The 20,719-nt window shown below is 71.3% G+C and carries 20 protein-coding genes, 1 tRNA gene and 1 pseudogene; 17 read left to right on the top strand and 5 right to left on the bottom strand.

From position 1 onward, the window contains the following. From ACWDSL_RS25895 to ACWDSL_RS25850, 10 genes and pseudogenes are all read left to right on the top strand, one after another. A pseudogene (locus ACWDSL_RS25895) lies at positions 1 to 865 on the top strand (hypothetical protein); the annotation flags it as partial. Continuing rightward, complete coding sequence (locus ACWDSL_RS25890; protein ID WP_450489232.1) at positions 862 to 1,821, top strand: complex I subunit 1/NuoH family protein; 960 nt, start codon at positions 862 to 864, stop codon at positions 1,819 to 1,821. The pseudogene ACWDSL_RS25895 and the gene ACWDSL_RS25890, both read left to right, overlap by 4 nt. Beyond that, the gene (locus tag ACWDSL_RS25885; protein WP_450489230.1) at positions 1,821 to 2,411 is read left to right on the top strand and encodes a NuoI/complex I 23 kDa subunit family protein; all 591 of its coding nucleotides are present in this window, start codon (positions 1,821 to 1,823) and stop codon (positions 2,409 to 2,411) included. Before ACWDSL_RS25890 ends, ACWDSL_RS25885 begins: the two co-directional genes overlap by 1 nt. Continuing rightward, positions 2,408 to 3,028, top strand: a complete 621-nt coding sequence (locus ACWDSL_RS25880; RefSeq protein WP_450489228.1) for an NADH-quinone oxidoreductase subunit J family protein — start codon at positions 2,408 to 2,410, stop codon at positions 3,026 to 3,028. Before ACWDSL_RS25885 ends, ACWDSL_RS25880 begins: the two co-directional genes overlap by 4 nt. Continuing rightward, entirely contained in the window at positions 3,028 to 3,438 is a 411-nt protein-coding gene (gene nuoK / locus ACWDSL_RS25875) for an NADH-quinone oxidoreductase subunit NuoK (RefSeq protein WP_398528392.1), read from the top strand. Before ACWDSL_RS25880 ends, nuoK begins: the two co-directional genes overlap by 1 nt. After that, complete coding sequence (locus ACWDSL_RS25870; RefSeq protein ID WP_450489225.1) at positions 3,435 to 5,450, top strand: NADH-quinone oxidoreductase subunit 5 family protein; 2,016 nt, start codon at positions 3,435 to 3,437, stop codon at positions 5,448 to 5,450. Before nuoK ends, ACWDSL_RS25870 begins: the two co-directional genes overlap by 4 nt. Before the next feature lie 3 nt (positions 5,451 to 5,453). Beyond that, the gene (locus tag ACWDSL_RS25865) at positions 5,454 to 7,172 is read left to right on the top strand and encodes a complex I subunit 4 family protein (protein ID WP_450489223.1); all 1,719 of its coding nucleotides are present in this window, start codon (positions 5,454 to 5,456) and stop codon (positions 7,170 to 7,172) included. Further along, positions 7,172 to 8,821: an NADH-quinone oxidoreductase subunit N gene (locus tag ACWDSL_RS25860; protein ID WP_450489221.1), complete on the top strand. Its 1,650-nt coding sequence runs from the start codon at positions 7,172 to 7,174 to the stop codon at positions 8,819 to 8,821. The genes ACWDSL_RS25865 and ACWDSL_RS25860 overlap by 1 nt, the downstream gene beginning before the upstream one ends. Before the next feature lie 160 nt (positions 8,822 to 8,981). Further along, positions 8,982 to 9,845: a zinc metalloprotease HtpX gene (htpX, locus tag ACWDSL_RS25855; protein WP_450489219.1), complete on the top strand. Its 864-nt coding sequence runs from the start codon at positions 8,982 to 8,984 to the stop codon at positions 9,843 to 9,845. Further along, entirely contained in the window at positions 9,842 to 10,237 is a 396-nt protein-coding gene (locus ACWDSL_RS25850; RefSeq protein ID WP_450489217.1) for a YccF domain-containing protein, read from the top strand. Before htpX ends, ACWDSL_RS25850 begins: the two co-directional genes overlap by 4 nt. A gap of 253 nt (positions 10,238 to 10,490) precedes the next feature. Here ACWDSL_RS25850 and ACWDSL_RS25845 read toward each other — a convergent pair whose 3' ends face one another. Continuing rightward, positions 10,491 to 11,396, bottom strand: a complete 906-nt coding sequence (locus tag ACWDSL_RS25845) for a helix-turn-helix domain-containing protein (protein WP_450489215.1) — start codon at positions 11,394 to 11,396, stop codon at positions 10,491 to 10,493. Between the two features lie 142 nt (positions 11,397 to 11,538). Here ACWDSL_RS25845 and ACWDSL_RS25840 point away from each other — a divergent pair, with 142 nt between their 5' ends. Beyond that, positions 11,539 to 12,408 carry an oxidoreductase gene (locus ACWDSL_RS25840; protein ID WP_450489213.1) on the top strand — a complete coding sequence of 290 codons (870 nt, stop codon included), beginning with the start codon at positions 11,539 to 11,541 and terminating at the stop codon, positions 12,406 to 12,408. Between the two features lie 115 nt (positions 12,409 to 12,523). Then, the gene (locus ACWDSL_RS25835; protein WP_450489211.1) at positions 12,524 to 12,805 is read left to right on the top strand and encodes a tyrosine-type recombinase/integrase; all 282 of its coding nucleotides are present in this window, start codon (positions 12,524 to 12,526) and stop codon (positions 12,803 to 12,805) included. Between the two features lie 27 nt (positions 12,806 to 12,832). Here ACWDSL_RS25835 and ACWDSL_RS25830 read toward each other — a convergent pair whose 3' ends face one another. Next, complete coding sequence (locus tag ACWDSL_RS25830; protein WP_089509725.1) at positions 12,833 to 13,321, bottom strand: YajQ family cyclic di-GMP-binding protein; 489 nt, start codon at positions 13,319 to 13,321, stop codon at positions 12,833 to 12,835. Between the two features lie 190 nt (positions 13,322 to 13,511). On the opposite strand from ACWDSL_RS25830, the gene ACWDSL_RS25825 reads away from it, so the two are divergent. After that, positions 13,512 to 13,593 (top strand) — tRNA-Tyr (locus ACWDSL_RS25825). A gap of 92 nt (positions 13,594 to 13,685) precedes the next feature. Here the strand turns inward: ACWDSL_RS25825 and ACWDSL_RS25820 are convergent. Both ACWDSL_RS25820 and ACWDSL_RS25815 read right to left on the bottom strand, forming a co-directional pair. Further along, positions 13,686 to 14,780: a hypothetical protein gene (locus tag ACWDSL_RS25820; RefSeq protein WP_450489209.1), complete on the bottom strand. Its 1,095-nt coding sequence runs from the start codon at positions 14,778 to 14,780 to the stop codon at positions 13,686 to 13,688. Then, positions 14,702 to 15,226, bottom strand: a complete 525-nt coding sequence (locus tag ACWDSL_RS25815; RefSeq protein ID WP_450489207.1) for a hypothetical protein — start codon at positions 15,224 to 15,226, stop codon at positions 14,702 to 14,704. Before ACWDSL_RS25815 ends, ACWDSL_RS25820 begins: the two co-directional genes overlap by 79 nt. 117 nt (positions 15,227 to 15,343) lie before the next feature. On the opposite strand from ACWDSL_RS25815, the gene ACWDSL_RS25810 reads away from it, so the two are divergent. From ACWDSL_RS25810 to ACWDSL_RS25800, 3 genes are all read left to right on the top strand, one after another. Then, on the top strand, positions 15,344 to 16,012 hold the full coding sequence (locus tag ACWDSL_RS25810; protein WP_450489205.1) for a GntR family transcriptional regulator: 669 nt from the start codon (positions 15,344 to 15,346) through the stop codon (positions 16,010 to 16,012). An 855-nt stretch (positions 16,013 to 16,867) separates the two neighbouring features. Next, complete coding sequence (locus ACWDSL_RS25805; RefSeq protein WP_450489203.1) at positions 16,868 to 18,154, top strand: cytochrome P450; 1,287 nt, start codon at positions 16,868 to 16,870, stop codon at positions 18,152 to 18,154. A 53-nt stretch (positions 18,155 to 18,207) separates the two neighbouring features. Then, positions 18,208 to 18,702, top strand: coding sequence for a DUF3574 domain-containing protein (locus ACWDSL_RS25800; protein ID WP_450489201.1), 495 nt, complete (start codon positions 18,208 to 18,210; stop codon positions 18,700 to 18,702). A gap of 66 nt (positions 18,703 to 18,768) precedes the next feature. On the opposite strand, the gene ACWDSL_RS25795 is transcribed toward ACWDSL_RS25800, so the two are convergent. Further along, entirely contained in the window at positions 18,769 to 19,428 is a 660-nt protein-coding gene (locus ACWDSL_RS25795) for an NAD(P)H-binding protein (protein WP_450489199.1), read from the bottom strand. A 103-nt stretch (positions 19,429 to 19,531) separates the two neighbouring features. On the opposite strand from ACWDSL_RS25795, the gene ACWDSL_RS25790 reads away from it, so the two are divergent. Further along, on the top strand, positions 19,532 to 20,719 hold the full coding sequence (locus ACWDSL_RS25790) for a hypothetical protein (RefSeq protein WP_450489197.1): 1,188 nt from the start codon (positions 19,532 to 19,534) through the stop codon (positions 20,717 to 20,719).

The following is a 20,719-nucleotide window of genomic DNA, read 5'->3' as shown; positions in this document are numbered from 1 at the left end:
GGCGGGCGCCGCGGGCGCCGGGGGCGAACGCCCGGCCCGCCGGGCCCGCAGCGCGTCCGCGGGCTCGGTCAGCCAGCGCACCACCGACACCACGGGCGCGGACACGACGCCGGCGGACGACTCCGCGCGGCCCGCACGCCGCGCTCGCAGCGCGAGCGAGGGCTCGACGAGCCAGCGGGACGCCGGTACGGATACGGCAGCGGCGGAGGGAAGTGCCCGGCCCGCGCGCCGGTCGCGCGGTGTGGGTGAGGGCTCCGCGAGCCAGCGGGACACGAGTACGGAGGCAGCGGCGGGCGAGGCCGCGGAGGGGGCGGCCGCGGAGGCGGCGTCGGACGGCGTTGCCCGGCCCGCGCGTCGTGCCCGTAGCGCCGGCGAGGGGTCGGCAAGCCAACGCGCCGCGACGGGTGGTCAGGCCCAGGCGCGCCCGGACCGCCCCACCACCCGCCCGCGCTCGGCCGACGCCCCATGGCACCACGCCCGCCCGGCCCGGGACGAGCCGACGCCCCCCGGTGCGGAGTCCCCGGAGCCCGCGCCCGGCGCCACCGCCGCGGCGGGGGACGGCGCCGAGCCGCGGCGGGAGGCCTCCCGATCGGCAGCCACGGGCGGGCCGACGGCTTCCAGCTCCTCTGCCTCGGCGGAATCCGGAACAGGGACCGCCGCGGGCGAGAACGTTCAGGACTCGGGGGCCGCCGGGCCCGGGCCCCAGGCTCCGGCCACAGGCGGGCCGACGGCCGCGGACGGCCCCGCCTCGGGCGCCGAGGAACCGTCTCGCGCGGAGGCCGAGGACGCCGGTGAGCCTGACGCGCCCGCTGAGCCCGACGCACCTCACACAGACACCGACGACCCGGCGGGAGGCACCGCGTGAACGACGTCCTCGACGTCGCGCTGCGACTGCTCGCGCTGTTGGTCGCCTTCCTCGTACTGCCTCTCGTCGTGGGGCAGACCGAGCACAAGGTCATGGCCCATATGCAGGGCCGGCTCGGGCCGATGTACGCGGGTGGGTTCCACGGGTGGGCACAGCTGGTCGCGGACGGCGTGAAGTTCGCGCAGAAGGAAGACGTCGTACCGGCGGGGGCCGACCGGCGGATCTTCCAGCTCGCGCCCGCCGTCGCGCTGCTGCCGTATCTGCTGGTCCTGGTCGCGATCCCGGTCGGGCCCGGCGCCGTCGGCCGGTTCATCGACGCCGGCATCTTCTTTGTGCTCGCCGTAATGGGCGTCGGCGTGCTGGGCTCGCTCATGGCGGGCTGGGCGTCGGCCAACAAGTTCTCCCTCCTCGGAGGGTTGCGTACGGCCGCGCAGCTGATGGCGTACGAGCTGCCGATGCTGCTCACCGCCGCCTCCGTGGCGATGGCCGCCGGTACCGTCTCGCTGCCCGGCATCCTCGACGCGTTCGAGTGGTGGTGGGTGCCGTGGCAGATCGTCGGCGGGGTGGTGTTCTTCACGGCCGGGCTCGCCGAGCTGCAGCGTCCGCCCTTTGATGCGCCGATCGCCGACTCCGAGATCATCTTCGGCGCGTACACCGAGTACACCGGGCTGCGCTTCGCCCTGTTCCTACTGGCCGAGTACGCGGGCATCGTCATCCTCTGCGGGCTGACCACCGTGCTGTTCCTGGGCGGCTGGCACGGTCCGGCCGCCCATGACCTGGGCTGGGTGTGGACGCTGCTGAAGACGGCCGCACTCGCCTTCGTGGTGATCTGGCTGCGGGTGAGCTATCCGCGGCTGCGCGAGGACCAGCTGCAGAAGCTCGCCTGGACCGGCCTCATCCCGCTCGCCCTGGTCCAGATCGCCCTCACCGGCGTCGTCAAGGTGGTGATCTCCTGATGGGCATCCCCGGTTCCGGCCTGGCCAAGGGTCTGGCCGTCACCCTGCGCACGATGACCCGGAAGGCGCACACCGCGCAGTACCCGGACGTCCAGCCCGAACTGCCGCCCCGGACGCGCGGCGTCATCGGCCTGTTCGAGGAGAACTGCACGGTCTGCATGCTCTGCGCGCGCGAGTGCCCGGACTGGTGCATCTACATCGACTCCCACAAGGAGACGGTGCCGCCGGCCGCGCCCGGCGGGCGCGAGCGCAGCCGCAATGTGCTGGATCGGTTCGCCATCGACTTCGCCCTGTGCATGTACTGCGGTATCTGCATCGAGGTGTGTCCTTTCGACGCGCTGTTCTGGTCGCCGGAGTTCGAGTACGCGGAGGAGGACATCCGTGACCTCACCCATGAGCGCGACAAGCTCCGCGAATGGATGTGGACGGTGCCCGCGCCGCCCGCACTCGACCCCAGCGCAGAGGAGCCCAAGGAGATCGCCGCCGCCCGCAAGGCCGCCGACAAGATCGCCGCGGCCGAGGCGGCCGCTGAGGCCAAGGACACAGCGGAGGGCCACGGCCCCACCGGCCAGGACGGAGCGGCGTCATGACTGCCGCGGCGCAGCTCGCGGCCGCCGGCCACGGTTTTCTGTCACCGACCGGTGTGGAGATCACCTTCCTTCTGGTCGCGGTGGTGACCCTGGGCGGGGCCGTCGTCACCGTCACCACCAAGCAGTTGGTGCACGCCGCGCTGTGGCTGGTGGTCACGCTCGGCGGGCTCGCGGTCGAATTCCTGCTCCTCACGGCGGAGTTCATCGCCTGGGTGCAGGTGCTGATCTACGTCGGCTCCATCGTCGTCCTCATCCTGTTCGGGCTGATGCTGACCAAGGCGCCCATCGGCCGGTCGCCTGACGCCGATTCGGGCAACCGCCCGGCCGCCCTCGCGGTGGCCGTGGCCTCCGCGGCCGCCCTGGTCTGGGTGGTCGTGGACGCCTTCCGGGCCACCTGGATCGACCTCGGAGAGGTGCAGGGCTCCACCAAGGTCACCGGCGTAAGCCTCTTCCGGCACTGGGTGCTGCCGTTCGAGGCGCTGTCGGTGCTGCTGCTCGCCGCGCTCGTCGGAGCGATCGTGCTCTCCCGGCTGCGATCCCCCCAGCGGACCCCGGGCGCCAACGGCCCCCGCCCCAACGGCCCCCGCACCGCCGACGCCGCCGAAAAGGAGGGCTGATGCACCTCGCCTACCCCGCCGTGCTCGCCGTCCTCCTCTTCTGCACCGGCCTGTACGGCGTCCTCGCCCGCCGCAACGCGATCCTGGTGCTGATGTCCGTCGAGCTGATGCTCGGCGCCGTCAACCTCAACCTCGTCGCCTTCGACGTCTGGCTCCGCGACACCCTGCACGCGGGCCAGGCCCTCACGCTCTTCGTCATCGCCATCGCCGCCGCCGAGATCGGCATCGGGCTGGCCATCGTCCTCCTCGTCTACCGCGACCGCGGCACCGCCGACATCGACAAGCTCCGGGGCCTCGCCGAGCCCCCGCCCACCGATGACAGCGTGCCAGGCACCACTGACAACGGTGCCGACAGCGACGCCGACACCAGCGCTGACCAGGGAATCCCCGCCCGGAGGCAGACCGCGTGACGACCACGACCGCCGCCGTCCTCGTCCCCCTCCTCCCCTTCCTCGGCGCCCTCGCCGGACTGCTGCTGGGCCGCCGCGCCCCCGGCTTCGTACGCCCCCTCGCGGTGCTGCCGACCGTCGCCGCGGCCGCCCTCGCCGTCCTCGTCGCCGTACGGCAGGGCGGGGGAGCGGGCGGCGGCAAGGGGGCGCTGGACGCCGCGACCCGGCTCACCGACACCGGCTCGCTCCCCATCGACCTCGCCCTGCACATCGACGGCTTCGCCGCCCTGGTCGCGGTCCTCGTCGGCGTCGTCGCGTGCTGTGTGCAGATCTACTCGACCGGCTATCTGCGCGACGATCCGCGCTACCCGTCCTACGCCGCGCTCGTCTCCCTCTTCACCGCCGCGATGCTGCTGGTCGTCTACTCCGACGACCTGATCGTGCTGCTCGTCGGCTGGGAGATCATGGGCATCTGCTCGTACTTCCTGGTCGGCCACTACTGGGAGACCTCGGCCGCGCGCTCCGCCTCCCTCAAGGCGTTCCTGGTCACCAAGCTCGGCGATGTGCCGTTCCTCTTCGGGATCTTCGCGCTCGGCGCCGACGCCGGTACGTTCCGCATCAGCCGCATCTACACCCAGCTGACCTCCTCCGCCGCGCACTTCCAGCTCGACCACCCCACCCTGATCGCGCTGCTGCTGCTGGCCGGGGTCGCGGGCAAGTCGGCGCAGTTCCCGCTGCACACCTGGCTGCCAGACGCGATGGCAGGCCCCACCCCGGTCTCCGCGCTGATCCACGCCGCCACCATGGTCGCCGCCGGCGTCTACTTCATCGCCCGGCTGCTGCCCGTCTTCGCGTCCTCCGCCGCCGCCCTCGCCGTGCTCGCCGTCATGGCGGCGGTCACCATGGTCGGCTCGGCGCTCGCGGCTCTGGCCCAGGACGACATCAAACGCGTACTCGCCTACTCGACCGTCGGTCAGCTCGGCTACATGACCGGCGCGCTCGCCGTCGACGACCGCGGCGCCGCCGTCTTCCACCTGCTGGCCCATGGCGCGTTCAAGGCCCTGCTCTTCCTCGGCGCCGGCGTGATCATCCACGCGGCCGGGACGAACTCGCTCGCCGCGATGTCGCGCATGAGCGGCCTGGCGGGGCGCATCCCCGACGCCTACTGGACGATGACGGTCGCGCTGCTCGCGCTCGCCGCCATCCCGCCGTTCGCGGGCTTCTTCTCCAAGGAGGCCGTCCTCGGCGCCGCCGAGCACGCGGCCACCGGGCACGCCCCGGCCGTCCCGGCGGCCGTCGGCTGGACCGTCCTGGTCGCCGGGCTGCTCACCGCCCTCCTCACCGCCGGCTACGCGGCCCGCCTGTGGCTGCTGACCTTCCGCGGCAAGGGCACCGAAGCCCCCGACCACGGCCGCCAGCCCCTCGTCATGAACGCCGTCCTATGGGCGCTCTTCATCCCCGCCGCCGCGTTCGGCCTCGCCTTCGGCGCCCTCCCGGACTGGTTCGACGGCGGGTCCCTCGCCCCGACCCTCACCACGACCGTCCTGGGCACCGGGCTCGCCCTCGTCGGCGTCCTCGTCACGTACGGGGCCTGGCGGCACACCACGGCGCTGGCCGCCCGCACCCCGATGGGCGCCGTGGCCGCCCACCCGGACGCCGAACCCGCGCTCTCCGAGGCCGAGGCCATCGCCACCCACGAGCCCGCGTACGGCGATATCGCAGCCGCCCACGACCCGGCGGACCCCGGCCGCCTCCTCCTCGGCCCGCTCCACCGGCACGCCGCGGCGGGCTTCCACCTCGACGCCCTGTACGCCGCGGTGTTCGTCCGCCCGGTGCGCGCCGCCGCCCGGCTCGTCGGCTTCCTCGACCGGGAGGTCGTGGAGACCTATGTGCGCGGCGCTGGCGGCGTACCCCGTCTGCTCGGCGCGGCCGTACGGCGCGCCCAGACCGGCAATGTGCAGACCTACCTCGGCGCGCTGCTCGCGGGCTCGCTCGTCCTGGTCGTCGCCGTCCTCGTCGCAGCGGGAGCCTGAGCCGTGAACCATACCGTCCTGCAGTCGCTCCTCGCGGCCCTGATCGTCCTGCCCCTCCTCGGCTCGGCCGCAGCCCTCCTCCCCGCCCCGCCCGGGCTGCGCGGCCGCGGCCCCGACCAGGCCGTGCTGCGCCACGGCGTCACGGTCACCGGGGCCGTCCTGGCCGTCGCCGTCGCGCTCGCCGCGGGCTTCGACCACGACCGCCCGGCCGCCATGCAGGCACAGACCGACATCAGCTGGATCCCGGCGCTGGACATCCGGATCCACCTCGGCGTGGACGGTGTCTCGCTCCCCCTCCTCGTGCTGACCGCGCTGCTGACCTTCCTGTGCGCCCTCTACAGCTACTTCAACATGCCCGCCGGGCCCTCCCCGAAGGCGTTCGTCGCGCTGCTGCTGCTCCTGGAGTCCGGCACCCTGGCCTCCTTCGCCGTCCTCGACCTGATGCTGTTCTTCCTGGCGTTCGAGATGGTGCTCATCCCGATGTACTTCCTCATCAACCGATGGGGCGGCGCCGGGCGCGAGCGCGCCGCCTGGAGGTTCATCCTCTACACGCTTCTCGGCTCCGTGATCATGCTGCTGGGCCTCCTCCTCGTCGGGCTCAAGGGCGGCACCTTCGACATGGTGGCACTCGCCTCCGACAATGGTTCGAAGCTCAGCCACACCACCCAGCTGATCGCGGTCCTCGCCATCGGCGTCGGCCTTGCCGTCAAGGCCCCCATGTGGCCCCTGCACAGCTGGCTCCCCGACGCCCACACCGCCGCGCCCACCGTCGGCTCCGTCCTCCTCGCGGGCGTACTGCTCAAGATGGGCACGTACGGGCTGGTGCGCATCGTGCTGCCCATCGCGCCCGAAGGGGCCCACACCTTCGCGCCCTACCTGGCCGCCCTCGCCGCCGTCGGCATCATCTACGGCTCCCTCGCCTGCCTCGCCCTGGCCCGCACCGGGGCCAAGGGCGACCTCAAGAGGCTGATCGCGTACTCCTCCGTCGGCCATATGGGCTTCGTTCTGCTCGGCATCGCCACGCTCACCCCGACCGGAGTCAACGGCGCGCTGTTCGCCAACATCGCGCACGGCCTGATCACCGGCCTGCTCTTCTTCCTCGTCGGCGCCCTCAAGGACCGCTGCGGCACCACCGACCTCGACCAGCTCTCCGGCACCGGCGGAGCGGCCCTGTACGGCCGGGCGCCGCGCCTGGGCGGACTGGTCGCCTTCGCCGCCGTCGCCTCCCTGGGGCTGCCGGGCCTCGCCGGGTTCTGGGGCGAGATGCTCGCCATGTTCGGCGCGTTCGAGCCCGCCGACGGGCTCAGCCGCCCCGCATTCCTCACCTTCATGGCGCTCGCGGGCCTGGGCACCCTGCTGACCGCCGCCTATCTGCTCGTCGTCGTACGCCGTGTCTGCATGGGCGAGCACCCGGAGGTCGAGATGGGCGGCACGCTCACCGGCGCGCCCGCGGGCGCCTCCGCGGGCACCCCCGCCGGCGGGGCCACGGGCGGGGCGGGAGAAGCCGCGGGGGCCACCGGAGCCGCAGGGGCTGCCGGGGGAGCCGGGGGCCCCGGGGCACCCGCCGGGCCGCTCCGCCCCGCCCTGGCGGACGTACGCGGCTACGAATTCGCCGCCTGGACCCCACTGGTCGCCCTCACCGTCCTCGGCGGACTGTGGCCCGCGGCCCTCCTCGGCCTCACCGACCCGGCCGTGCAGCAACTTCTCGCGGGAGGCCACTGATGACCGCGCTCGCCGGAGGCTACGTCCAGTCCGTCGACTGGCTCGCGATCGCCCCGCCCACCATCGCCGCCGTCGCCGCCTTGGCCGTCCTGGTCGCCGACCTCTTCCTCGCCGAGCGGAACAAACCCCTCCTGGGCTGGTTCGCGACCGCGGGCCTGGCCCTGGCCGCGCTCCTCCTGCTGCCGCTCCGCGCCGGGGACCGCAGCACCTTCTGCCTGACCTCCGACCCGGACGTCTGCAGCTATAGGGCCGACGAATTCGCCGTCGTCATCCAATTCCTGGTGCTCGGCGGAGCCCTTCTGACGGCCCTGCTGTCCATGAGCACGGTCCACAACCGCGGCTCCAAGGACGCCGGAGACGGTGACACCGGGGCCGCCGGGCGCGCCGACGCCGGGGACGCCGCAGAAGGCGGCAAACTTCCCGCCGGCGAATTCTGGTTCCTGTTGCTGTCCTCCGCCGCGGGCGCGGCCCTCCTGCCGGCCTCCCGCGACCTCGCCACCCTCGTCGTCGCCCTGGAGGTCGCCTCCCTGCCGGCCTTCGCGCTCGTGGGGCTGCGCCGCGGCGACCGCCTCTCCTCCGAGGCCGCCCTCAAGTTCTTCCTCTCCTCGGTCACCGCGACCGCGGTCATGCTGATGGGCGTCAGCTTCGTCTACGCCGCCACCGGCAGCCTCCACCTGTCCCGCATCGCCGCCGCCCTCGGCCACGTCGACCCCCGGCTGGACACGCTCGCCCAGGCCGGCGTCGTGCTCACCCTGGTGGGCTTCGCCTTCAAGACCGCCGCCGTGCCCTTCCACTTCTGGGTCCCCGACACCTACGTCGGCGCCCCCATCCCGGTGGCCGCGTACCTCTCCGTCATCGGCAAGGCGGTCGGCTTCTCCGGCCTCATCCTGGTCACCGTCCTCGCCTTCCCCGCGTACGCCGACGTATGGGGCCCGGCCGTCGCCGTGCTGGCCGCGCTCACCATGACCGCGGGCAACGTCGCCGCGCTGCGCCAGCGCCCCGAGCGCGCCCACAGCGCCGTACGCCTGCTGGCCTGGTCCTCCGTCGGCCAGGCGGGCTATCTGCTGGTCCCCATCGCCGCGGCCGGCTACGCCGATTCCTCCGGTGACGCGGCCCACGCCATCGGCTCCACGGTCGCGTACGCCCTGATGTACGCCGCCGTGAACCTCGGCGCCTTCGCGGTCGTCGCCCTGGTGTCGCGCACCCACCCCACCGGCCGCCTCAGCGACTACCGCGGCCTGTACGCCTCCCGCCCCCTGGCCGCCCTCGCGCTCGGCTTCTTCCTGCTCTGCCTGGCCGGGCTGCCGCCCGGCGTCATCGGCCTGTTCGCCAAGGTCACCGTCTTCTCGGCGGCCGTGGACGCGGGGTTGGGCTGGCTCGCCGTCGTCATGGCCGTGAACGTCGTGATCGCGCTCTACTACTACCTCCAGTGGACGGCCGTCCTCTTCCGCGCCCCCACCGGAGCCCCCGCAACCGCCGGAGCCACCGCGACCGCCGCCGAGCCGACGGCCCCGCCCACCCCCGCTCTCGCCACCCGCGCGGTCCCCGCCTCCCTCACCGCGGTCATCGGCCTCGCCGCCGTACTCGGCGTCGCCCTCTCCGGCGCCCCGCAACTCGTCCTGCGCTTCGCCTCCGGCGCCCTGCTGTGACCGCTGACTGAGGTCTCACTCCAACGGCCCAACGGCCCGCCACGTGTGCACTAGGGAACCAGCGACCTTCATATGGCGTTGACCAATGCGGAAGGGTCCACTGGAAGGTGGAGACACCGCGAAAAAGGGTCCCCTTGCGGCATCTTTTGGAGGGCACACCGTGCATCGTCGGCACAACGGGCTCAAAACCGCCGTACTCCTCGGGGGACTGTCCGCGCTCATCATTGCCGTCGGCAGCCTCTTCGGCCGTACGGGCCTGATCATCGCCGTCCTGGTGGCGCTCGGCACCAACGCGTACGCGTATTGGAACAGTGACAAGCTCGCCCTGCGCGCCATGCGCGCGCGGCCCGTGAGCGAGTTCGAGGCCCCCCAGCTCTACCGCATGGTCCGCGAGCTCTCCACCGCCGCCCGCCAGCCCATGCCGCGTCTCTACATCTCCCCGACCGAAGCCCCCAACGCCTTCGCGACCGGCCGCAACCCGCGGAACGCGGCGGTGTGCTGCACCGAAGGAATCCTCCGGCTCCTCGACGAGCGCGAGCTGCGCGCCGTGCTCGGCCATGAGCTCAGCCACGTCTACAACCGCGACATCCTCATCTCGTCCGTCGCCGGCGCGCTCGCCAGCGTCGTGATGTTCCTGGTCAACTTCGCCTGGCTGATCCCGATCGGCCGCTCCGACGACGACGAAGGCCCCGGCTTCCTCGGCATGCTGCTGATCATGATCCTCGGCCCGCTCGCGGCCACCATCATCCAGCTCGCCGTCAGCCGCTCCCGCGAGTACGAGGCCGACGCCTCCGGCGCCCAGCTCACCGGCGACCCCCTCGCCCTCGCCAACGCCCTCCGCAAGCTCGAAACGGGCACCCAGCAGCTCCCGCTGCCGCCCGAGCCCCGCCTGGAGACCGCGAGCCACCTGATGATCGCGAACCCCTTCCGCGCCGGCGAGGGCATGGCCAAGCTCTTCTCCACCCACCCGCCCATGGCGGAGCGCATCGCCCGCCTCGAAGAGATGGCAGGACGCCGACCGTGAAGACCATCCTCAACCTGATCTGGCTCGTCCTCTCCGGCTTCTGGCTCGCCTGCGCCTATCTGATCGCCGGGCTGCTCCTCTTCGTCACCATCATCGGCATCCCGTTCGGCATCGCCTCCTGGCGCATCGCGGGCTTCGCCCTCTGGCCCTTCGGCCGCACCGCCGTCCCCCGCCGCGACGCCGGAGCGCCCTCCTGCGTCGGCAATGTGCTGTGGCTCGTCCTCGCGGGCTGGTGGCTGGCGCTCGGCCACATCATCACCGGCACCATCCTGTGCCTGACGATCATCGGCATCCCGATGGGCCTGGCCAACTTCAAGCTGATCCCGATATCCCTGACCCCCCTGGGCCACGAGATCGTCTCCACGGACCGCCCCTTCGCGACCGGCCGCTAGCCGCTCCGGCGGAGGACGCCAGCTGATCTTCTCCGAGAAGTCCGAGAAGACCGGATCGCACCCAGCCTCGGAGAGCGCGTCGAGCTGGCTCTGAAGCTCTTGCTGGGCGGTACTGCACCTCGCGTGGCCCACTCTCGTGGGCTTCGTGGCGGCCTCCGGCACGGCGGCGTCGATGGTTGGGCGCCTCTCCCACGCGCGGCCTGGGCCGCGGTCGGCGGGGGTCTTCACCTCCAACTCGGCGCGCGACGGGGCTTCATTGCTCGTCGATGGTCTGGCGGCGGTCGGGGCCGGTCGGGTTCCGGCCCTTGCCGGAGGCTGCCAGGCTTCCCAGGATCGCGAGCAGTTCGGCGCTGCGGCTGTCGGGTTCGGCGTGGAAGACCTTGAGGACGAGGCCTTCGGTGCCGACGATGGCCAGCTTGCTGGCGTGCAGTTCGAGGTCGCCGACCTGCGGGTGGTGCAGTCGGTTGACCCGCGGCCGCTTGGGATGCACGTCGTGGCGGCCCCACAGGCGTCGGAAGTGCTCACTGCGCACCGACAGTTCGCCCACGAGCTCGGTCAGGCGCGGGTCGTCGACGTCGGGCCCGACGTTGGCCCGCAGGGCGGCGATCAGCGCCTCGGCCAGTTCCTCCCAGTCCCGCAGCAGTTCCCGTTCGCTGTCGTCGAGGAGGACGGCCCGTAGGAGGTTGACGCCGGCGGAGTAGTTCGGGGAGACGGCCGTGGCCAGGGCGTTGGCGGCGAGCACGTCGGTGAACTTGTTCTCGACGTAGGCGGGATTGGTGGTCCAGCCCTCCATGAGCTGGAGGATGCCGGGCGGCACGGACTCGGGTTTGCGTGCAGCCCGTCCACGGCTCGTGGAGCGGGGTGACCGCTGGGCCCGGGAGGGGCGCGTCTGGGTCAGGCCGATGAGGTGAGCGGTGGCGTCCGCGTCCAGGTTCAGGACGTCGGCCAGGGCTTCGAGGACCTGAAGCGAGGGATTGCGGTCGCGGCCCTGTTCCAGGCGCAGGTAGTAGTCGGCGCTGATGCCGGCGAGCGTCGCGACCTCCTCGCGGCGCAGCCCCGGCACGCGCCGGAGTCCGCCGCCGCGGATTCCGGCGTCCTCGGGCCTGACCAGTGCCCGGCGGGCACGTAGAAACTCGCCGAGCACGTTGGTGCCATCCATGCCTCAACCGTAGGCCCGTACCGGCGCGGGTGCCTGTCCCTGTCACTCCCAGGAACAGCGGGGTACTGCCGCACCCGCCCGGAAGCGCGCACAGTCAATACGGAACAAGCTGTCCACACAGGCACACAACGGAAGGCACGCGATGACCGGCACCACCCCCGGCGGAACTCTTACCCTCGCCGACGACCTGACCCTCAGCCGCATGGGATACGGAGCCATGCAGCTGGCGGGACCCAACGTGTTCGGGCCGCCCAAGGACCGGGACGAGGCCGTCGCGGTGCTGCGGGAGGCCGTCGAGCGGGGCATCACGCACATCGACACCAGCGACTACTACGGGCCCGCCGTCGTCAACGAAATCATCAAGGAAGCCCTTCACCCCTACCCCGCGGACCTGCGCATCGTGACCAAGGTCGGCAGCCGTCGCGGCGACGACGGTAGCTGGAACGCCTCGCGGGACCCCGAGGACCTCAAGGCCCAGGTCCACGAGAACCTCCAGCACCTCGGCGTGGACGCGCTCGATGTGGTGAACCTGCGCCTGGGCACCAACGAGGGGCAGCCGGTCGAGGAGCCGGTCGGCGAGATGTTCGGCGCGCTGGCCGACTTGCAGAAGGAAGGCCTGATCCGCCACCTCGGACTCAGTGCGGCCTCCGATGCCCAGCTCACCGAGGCGCAGGCCATCGCCCCCGTCGTCACGATGCAGAACCTCTACAACCTGGCCAACCGCCAGGACGACGCCCTCGTCGAACGGTGCTCGGCACAGAACATCGCCTTCACCCCGTTCTTCCCCCTGGGCGGCTTCTCCCCGCTCCAGTCACAGACCCTGACCGACGTCGCCGCACGCCTGGACGCCTCACCGCAGCAGGTCGCACTGGCCTGGCTGCTGCAGCGCTCGGCCACCATCGCGCTCATTCCGGGCACCTCCTCGCGCGTCCACCTGCGCCAGAACATCGCCGCCGCCGACCTGACGCTGCCGACCGACGCGGTCGCGGAACTCGACACCATCGGCCGCTGACACCGAAGCAGGAACACCCCCCAGATGAGCCGTGCGACCGGCTTCCGGCTGATCCGGCGCCCGGAACGGCGCCGGGCGAACAAGTGCGCCCGGCGAAACATGCGACCGGGCGCGTATGGCGTGGACTCGGCAGGGCAAGCCCGAGGGCGGCCAGCCGCCGTCAATAGAGGTGCCGGACGGCGCGAGCCTGCACGGCCTACGCCACTTCTACGCCCCGCTACTCATCCGGCACCGCGAGAAGGTCAAGACGGTGCAGAAGCGGCTCGGTCACGCGAAGCCGTCGATCACCCTCGACACATACACGCACCTGCGGCCCCATGGGGAGGACGCAACGAGGGTTGCCGTCGAGGCTGTCCTCGGCGATATGCCCCCGTTGTGCCCTGCGAAGTCTGCGTGACGCTGTTTGTGCAGGTCAGGCCGCTTTTCAGCGGTAGTTGACGAACTGCACCGCGAAGTCGAGGTCCTTGCCCTTGATCAGCGCGATCACGGCCTGCAGATCGTCCCGGCTCTTGGACGACACCCGCAGCTCATCGCCCTGCACCTGCGCCTTGACACCCTTGGGGCCCTCATCGCGGATGATCTTGGCGATCTTCTTGGCGTTCTCCTGGGAGATCCCCTCCTGCAGCGAGGCGAAGATCTTGTATTCCTTACCGGAGGCCTGAGGCTCGCCGGCGTCCAGCGCCTTCAACGAGATACCGCGCTTGACCAGCTTGGACTGGAAGACATCGAGGATCGCCTTGACTCGCTCCTCGGAGTTGGCACGCATCTCGATCCGCTCGCCCGACCACTCGATCGAGGCGCCGACGTTCTTGAAGTCATAGCGCTGGGAGATCTCGCGGCTCGCCTGGTTGAGCGCGTTGTCGACCTCCTGCCGCTCGACGTTCGAGACGATGTCGAAACTGGAGTCGGCCATCTTGAGTTGGCTCCTCGTGCATAGATTGTCAGGGGCACGGCCCGCCGGACCGCACGGGTCAGCCTAGTCATTCCTGTCATGATCGAGACGGGATCAACCCGGTGGCGGAGCACCCCCTGTCATCGGGTATTGTTTACGTCGTCGCCAGGGGGTTCCCGAAAGTGGGAACGGAGCCCCTGGTCACATCCCAGGCGGTGTGCCCGAGTGGCCAATGGGAGCGGACTGTAAATCCGTCGGCTTAGCCTACCCAGGTTCGAATCCTGGCGCCGCCACGCTGGGACAAACAGCCCCTGAGCTGCGAAAATGCAGCCGGGGGCTGTTTTCGTTGACAGACTACATCCGAAATCCGTCGGCTTAGCGTCTCTCATCGGCTTGGGTTTCCTGGGCTGTCCCGGGTGTTCGGGACCGCGTGGAAAGCCGACTCGGCCACGGCCGTCTTCGGACGGGGGTGGTGTGGGCGTGGCGGTGAAAGCCTGCCCCGAGTCTGGCCCCGTCCGGCCGGTGTGGCCGGTGTGGCCGGGTGGGGGTGCCGATGGTGGTCGGTCCCTGCTGCCGTGAACACCGCTGGCCATGGGGTATCCCCTGCTCGAAGAGCTTGGGGAAGGGTCGGGTGCGTGGGGGTCCGCCCCGCCGGACGCTTTCCACCCGGCCGCGCCCTGGTTGGGGTGCGGTTGCCAGGTGGGGCGGGGGCCTTGCGCCGCTTCCCGGGCACAGGGTGTTTGTTCGTGGGGCCGCTCTTGGTGCGGTCCTGGGTCTGGTGGTGGACCGCGCTGGTGCGGTCCAGGGCCTCTAGGTCTTCCAGGTAGATGACGCTCGCTCCGGCCGCGATCGCATGATCGACGACGAAGCGGGCGGCCGCCCGGGCCAGGGCCGCGTTCAGCCGAGTACGACGCCTGGCGACGCGTTTCCGCTCGGCTTCAAGGACGGTGAGCTTCGCTGCCAGATGCGGATCAGGGCGCTGGCCGCGCTCCCGCCGGGAGGCGATCAGAGTGCGCAGTTGGTCGATTCGGGCGCTGATGCGCTCGCTGTGGACGCGCAGCCGGTCGGCCTTGGCCAGCACGCCCCCCGCGCGGAAATACGCCGGCTTTCCGTCGGTCACAATCCGCGGCTGCCTCTCGTCGGTGAGGCGGAGGGCGCCGCCCGTGAGCAGAGTGTTCAGCCCCCAGCCGAATGCGACTGCGGTGCGGTGGCCGGCCCGCTGCGGTTTCGCCACGGCCAGCGCGTAGGGCACATCGATCAGCAGCCGACCCTGACGCACGCGCAGGGTGGGGGCGCACAGCACCGCGGTGGCGGGCGCATGGGGCGGCAGCCGAAAGCGGATGCGGACCGGGTGCCAGTCCATCCGGCAGGTGGGGTCGGGCCGCAGAGGCATCCGCAGGGTCAGCATCGCGTAGCGGAAGGGGTCTTCGGGGCAGCGTTCGAGAGCGGCGAGCTGCTTGTCGACCGCCGCGAGCACCACCTGTGCGCCCGCGCCCGGCGGCTGCTCGCACTCCCACCGCTGCCCACCACCAGGCCGCCGGGCAACGCGGCGCGCAGCGCTTCCCACTCCGCTACGGTGCGCCGGGCGGGGTCGGCAGACCAGCTCGACAGGAGCGCGGTGGCAACCTCGGCGCGCCACCAGGCCGAACGCAGCACCCGCCCGGCCTGCTCCTGTGCGATGCGAACCACCCGGTCCGGCACGTGCACACCCGGCAGGATGGTCACTGACCAGCCCGGACGCCGCAACGCCATCCACCCCTGCGACGGGAGCGATGCACCCGCCAGGTCGATACCGGAGGCGAGCTGGACCAGGTCGGAGCCGTTCCAGTGCTCCTGGACCACGCCCGCCGCCAGCGACCCGACCAGAGCGATCAGCCAGTCGGCCCGCTCCACCGGAGCCGCCTCGCCGAGCTGCTCGCCGGTCACCGCATCCACACCCCGCAGCGCGCGGGCGCAGGCCGCCGCGACCTGCTGTAACGCCAGTGCACCCCACTAAGGACTTAGGCTGGAGCCGTCTGGCCAATCAAGGACGGTAAGCGCCACGTGGCCAAGTACGAGCAGATCGCCGACGCACTGCGGCAGGGCATCCACACGGGTGAGCTCAAGCCGGGTGAGCAGCTTCCCGTGGAGCGGAACAACGACCGGCACCAGTGGGAGAAGGGCCGGGCGCGTCGGTCGCGGGCCGAGCGTCTGAAGACCGGGTCCACGGAGCGCGACACCGGGCTGGAGGCCGCCGACCTCGTCTTCCGCGCCGAGTACCGCGAGGCCACGGCCGATGAGGATCGGGCGGCGGTGTTCGGGGTGCCGGTCGGTACGCGGCTGCTGGAGCGGATCTACCGCACCAACTGCCGTGAGGACTTCCCCCTCGCGCTGGTGCGCTCGTATTTCGTACGCGATGTGGTGGCGGCCAATCCGGAACTGCTCGACGATTCAAATGAACCGTGGCCCGGCGGTACGCAGAGCCAGCTTTATACGCTCGGCATCGAGCTGGATCGCGTAGAGGAGCGGATTACGGCCCGCCCGCCGACCGTGGCGGAAGCCGAAGAACTCGGCCTGAAGAAGGGCGTCTCGGTGATTCTCCTCCGGAAGATCTCCATCGACGTCAACGGCCGGGTCGTGGAATTCTCCGACGTCACCCTTTCTGGGGATCGCACCGAGCTTGTCTTTACGACCCAGCTGAAGCGATGGCGTCATGGCGCGGTCGGCTGCTGAGGCGGCTGCGGGGGCGGTTGCTGCGGGGGCGGCTGGGGCGGCGGCTGCTGGGGCGGGGGAGGCGGCGGGGGCGGCTGGGGTTGGGGCTGTTGGGATTGGTTCGGGTCGGGCTGGGGTTGTTGCTGCTGCTGATTCGGGTCCGGCTGGGGCTGTTGCTGCTGGTTGGGGTCCGGTTGTGGTTGGGATTGGTTGGGGTCCGGTGGGGGCTGCTGCTGTTGGTTGGGGTCGGGCTGGGATTGGTTGGGGTCGGGCTGGGACTGGTTGGGGTCGGGCTGGGATTGGTTCGGGTCGGGCTGAGGCTGCTGGGTGTCCTGCGGTGGCGGTTGGGGCGGGGGCTGTGCGGGCGGTGGCTGGTCCGATGGCTGGTCGGACGGTGTATCGGGCGGGGGCTGATCCGGCGTGGACGGCTGCGCTTCAGGAGGAGTGGCCGAGTGGGACCGGTGTTTGGGGGATTTGGATTTCGATTTGTACTTGGATTTGGATGGAGCGGGCGACTTGGTCGAGGAATGGGATTCCCGTGGCGTGGTCTTCCCGGGTGTGGAATCCGCGCTTGCCGCGTAGAAGAAGATCGCGAAAGTGACCAGGGCGACCACCGCGAAGAAGATGCCGATAATGAGTGCGGAACGACGCGAGGTAAAGCGCGATGAGTGCAGGCTCATATCTCCATCCTTCCCTCGCCTCTACTCTGCGCTGGTCATCGGCCGCACACCTCCCCCGAGAGAATGGAATGCACCCCTACCTTTGGGGGGCATGAGTGGTAGCAGCCGATATTCGCGTCGGCATCCGCGGCCGTCCGGGCCGCCGTGAAACCGCCCCGAAACCGCGGTGAAGGCCACCGCCCGCAAGATCTGCGGCATGACCTCACGACACAGCACCGCCACCACCGCCACCGCCCCCGTCCATCTCACCCCGGAACTCGTCGAGGACCCGGTCGGCGCCTACGCGGAATTCCGTGCGCAGGACCAGCTCCCCCAGGTGGTGCTGCCCGGGCTGACGACCCCGGCCCGGCTCGTCACCCGCTACGCCGACGTCAAGGCGGCGCTGGCCGAGCCGCGGCTCATCCGGGACCGTTCCAAGGTGCCCGGCGGGGCCGGGGGAGGGGATCCGCAGGCCGAGCTGGTGGAGGCCGCGTTCGAGGGTTTTCCGGCCGAGTACGCGAAGTACGTCGCCGGTCACCTGGCGCTGTTCGACGGCGAGGACCACGCCCGGCGCCGCGCCCCGCTGACCCGGGCGTTCACCGCCCGGCGCATCGCTGCGCTGCGGTCGTTCGTGGAGCGGACCGCGGAGGAGCTGATCCGGGGGCTGGCCGAGAAGGGCGAGGCGGATCTGCTGGGTGAGTTCGCGTATCCGCTGACCACCGTCGTCATCTGTGAGCTGGTCGGCGTCGACGAGGCGGACCGGGGCCGGGTGTGCGACTGGATACGCGACTTCGCGTACGGCGACGGCAGCCGGATGGCCGACGGGCTCGTGGGCATCGTCGACTACATCAAGGAGCTGATCGCGCGGCGGCGGGCCAAGCCCACCGACGATCTGATCTCCGCCCTGCTCGAAGGCGGCAGGGACAGCGAGGGCAGGGACGGCGACGAGGCGTTCAGCGAGGACGAGCTGGTCTCGGTGGTCTTCCTGCTCATCAGTACGGGCATCACCCCGCCCGCGCTCTTCCTCGCCCACGCGCTCCTCGCCCTCTTCGACCACCCCGACCAACTGGCCCGGCTCCGCGCCGAGCCCGAGCTGCTGGGGCGTGCCGTGCCCGAACTGCTCCGCTATGTCACCCTCGTACGGATCGGCGCCTCGATGTACGCCACCGAGGACTTCGAGTTCGCCGGGACCGCGCTGAGGAAGGGCGAGCCGGTGACCGTGGCCCTGCTCGCCGCCAACCACGACCCGCGGGAGTACGGGGAGGCGCCAGAACGGCTCGACATCACCCGGGAGTTCGGCCGTGGCGACGGCCATCTCGCCTTCGGCCACGGCGCCCACTACTGCCTGGGCGCGGCCCTCGGCCGTCTCGTCGCCTCGGTGGTCTTCGACCAGGTGCTCATCCGGCGGCCGGGCGCCGCGCTCGCGGTCCGGCGGGACGAACTGGAATTCGGGCACTGGCCTGCGGACGGCTTCCACCTGCTGCGGCTGCCCGTACGGCTCTGAGGCGCCGGGAGGCGGTCTGTCGCGCGGGCGCGGGACGGCGGGATGATCAGCGGATGGTGACCTTAAAACCGCGCATGCGGCTCGCCGCCGTCGGAGTGGCCTTCGCTCTCGCCGCGGCCACGCCCGTCGCCGCGTACGCCGCGCTCGACGACGAGCCCGCGTCCGCCGCGTCCGCCGCCTCCTCGGCCTCCGCCTCCGCCTCCGCCGTCAGCCGGGGCAAGCCGTACGTCGAGACCCGGTTGTTCTTCGGGACGCAGCGGCCCGACGGCGGGCCGCCCGTGACCGACAAGCAGTTCATGGCCTTCGTCGACGAGGAGGTCACGCCGAGCTTTTCGTCGGGGCTGACGATCCAGGACGGGCGGGGGCAGTGGCGGGACCAGAACGGGACGATCGAGCGGGAGCGGTCGTACGAGCTGATCCTGCTGTACCCGGTGTCCGAGGCGCGCGAGCACGACCCGCAGATCGAGCGGATCCGGGACGCCTACGAACGCCAGTACGCACAGGAGTCCGTGGCCCGTGCGGATGACGCCACCCGGGTGGATTTCTAAGGCCCAGGTACATCACCCGGGACACATCGCTCAGGACATCACCCGGGACATCGTCCAGGACATCGCTCAGGACGCCGTGGCCCGCACCGCCTCCGTGATCGGCGTCGCGCCCTTCACCAGCTCCAGCGTGCGGCCCGCCGTACGGGGCTCGTCGAGGAAGGCGAGCAGGACGGCGGCCACGTCGTCGCGGGTCACCGAGCCGTACTCGACGTGCTCGGCCAGGGTGACCCGGCCGGTGCCCGGGTCGTCCGTCAGGCGGCCCGGGCGCAGGACGGTCCAGTCGAGGGCCTGGCGGGCCCGTACGGCGGCGTCCGCCTCGGTTTTGGCGCGCAGGTAGGCGGCGAAGACCGGGTCGGTGTCCTCGGGGATCTCGCGGTCGGTGCCCATGGAGGAGACGATGAGGAACCGCCGTACGCCGGCCCGCTCGGCCGCGTCGGCAAAGAGCACGGCGGCGCCGTGGTCGACCGTCTCCTTGCGGGTGGTGCCGCTGCCGGGGCCCGCGCCGGCCGCGAAGACCGCGGCGTCCGCGGCCTCCAGGTGCTGGGCGACGTCGTCCACCGAGGCCTGTTCCAGGTCGCGGACGACCGGTTCGGCCCCGGCCGCCAGCAGGTCGCCCGCCTGCTCGGGGCGGCGGATGATGCCCGCGACCTCGTCGCCGCGCCGGGCGAGCAGCCGCTCCAGCCGCAGCGCGATCTGACCGTGTCCTCCTGCGATGACAATGCGCATGATCCCGACCGTACGCTGTGCAACCCTCCTCGGCACTCGCGAGTCTGATGGGGAGATCAGGCGCTGGTGTCTGTTCAGCCGACTGGAGGAGCCCCGTACCGCCATGACCGCCATCCGTAAGTCCCTCGTCGCCGTCGGTTGTACGACCGTCCTGGTCACCGGCGTCGCCGCGTGCGGCACCATCGAGAACGTCTCGGCGGGGAAGAAGCTGGAGAACGCGGCCGACAAGCTCGGCGAGCGCCGCTCCCTCTCGATGGAGCTGGATCTCGACGCGACGCCCGAGCAGCTGATCGCCCTCTCCAAGGGCGACAGCGCGGCGGAGCCGATGACACGCGAGGAGGCGGAGGCGCTGGCCGGGATGCGGGTCAGCGTGTCCATGCAGGCCAAGAAGCCGCTGGCGGAGGCCAAGGACAAGGACCTCGTCGGCGCCCGGGTGAAGCTCAGTTGGCCCGACGGCGATCTCGTCGAGTACCGGATCATGGGCGAGACGGCGTACATACGGCTGGACATACGGGCGTTCGGCAAGCTGAGCGGCGAGCCCGTGCCGCCCGCCGACGAACTGCCCGAGGACATGCCGGGCGGCAAGGTGCTGCGGAAGCTCTTCGACGGCGGGTGGGTCAAGGTCGACACCGCCGAGATGGAGCAGGCCCGCGAGGGGTTCGGTGCCAAGGGCGGGGGCAAGAAGGGGGACGGCGCATCCGAGGTCTCCCCCGAGACCAGCCGGAAGATCACCAAGTCGCTCAAGAAGCTCTTCGCGCGCGAGGTCACCCTGAAGGACAAGGGCCGCCGTGACGGGGCGGACCATGTGGTGGCCACGGGGCCCGTACGGACCCTGCTGACCGGCGTCTTCAACGAGCTGCGGCCCTTCGCCGACGAGATCCCGGGCGGCGAGGACCTGCCGACCGCCAAGGACTTCAAGGATGTGCCGAACAAGAAGATCGCGGTCGACTTCGCCATCAAGAACGGCGCGCTCGCCGAGGCCAGCGCGGATCTCGCTCCGTTCGCCGAGGGGCTGAAGAAGGGCGACAAGCTGCCGCTCAAGCTGACGTTCGGCGAGGGCGGGAAGATCACCGCTCCGTCCGGCGCCACCGAGCTCGACATCAAGGAGCTGATGGAGGCGGCCGGCGCGATGATGCTGGGCGGCGTCGACGGCGCCGACGCTGACGACGCCATCTCCGGGGACGACTTCATCGTGGACGACGATGTGCAGGGCCCCGAGGACATCAACGGTATCGACGGCCTGACCATCGACCTCGACGACCTGGACAAGGCGGACGCCCGGAACCGCTGA

The organism is Streptomyces sp. NPDC000941 (genome assembly GCF_053599555.1).
The sequence above is the reverse complement of the archived record's forward strand: the minus strand, read 5'-3'. Positions and strand labels throughout refer to the sequence as shown.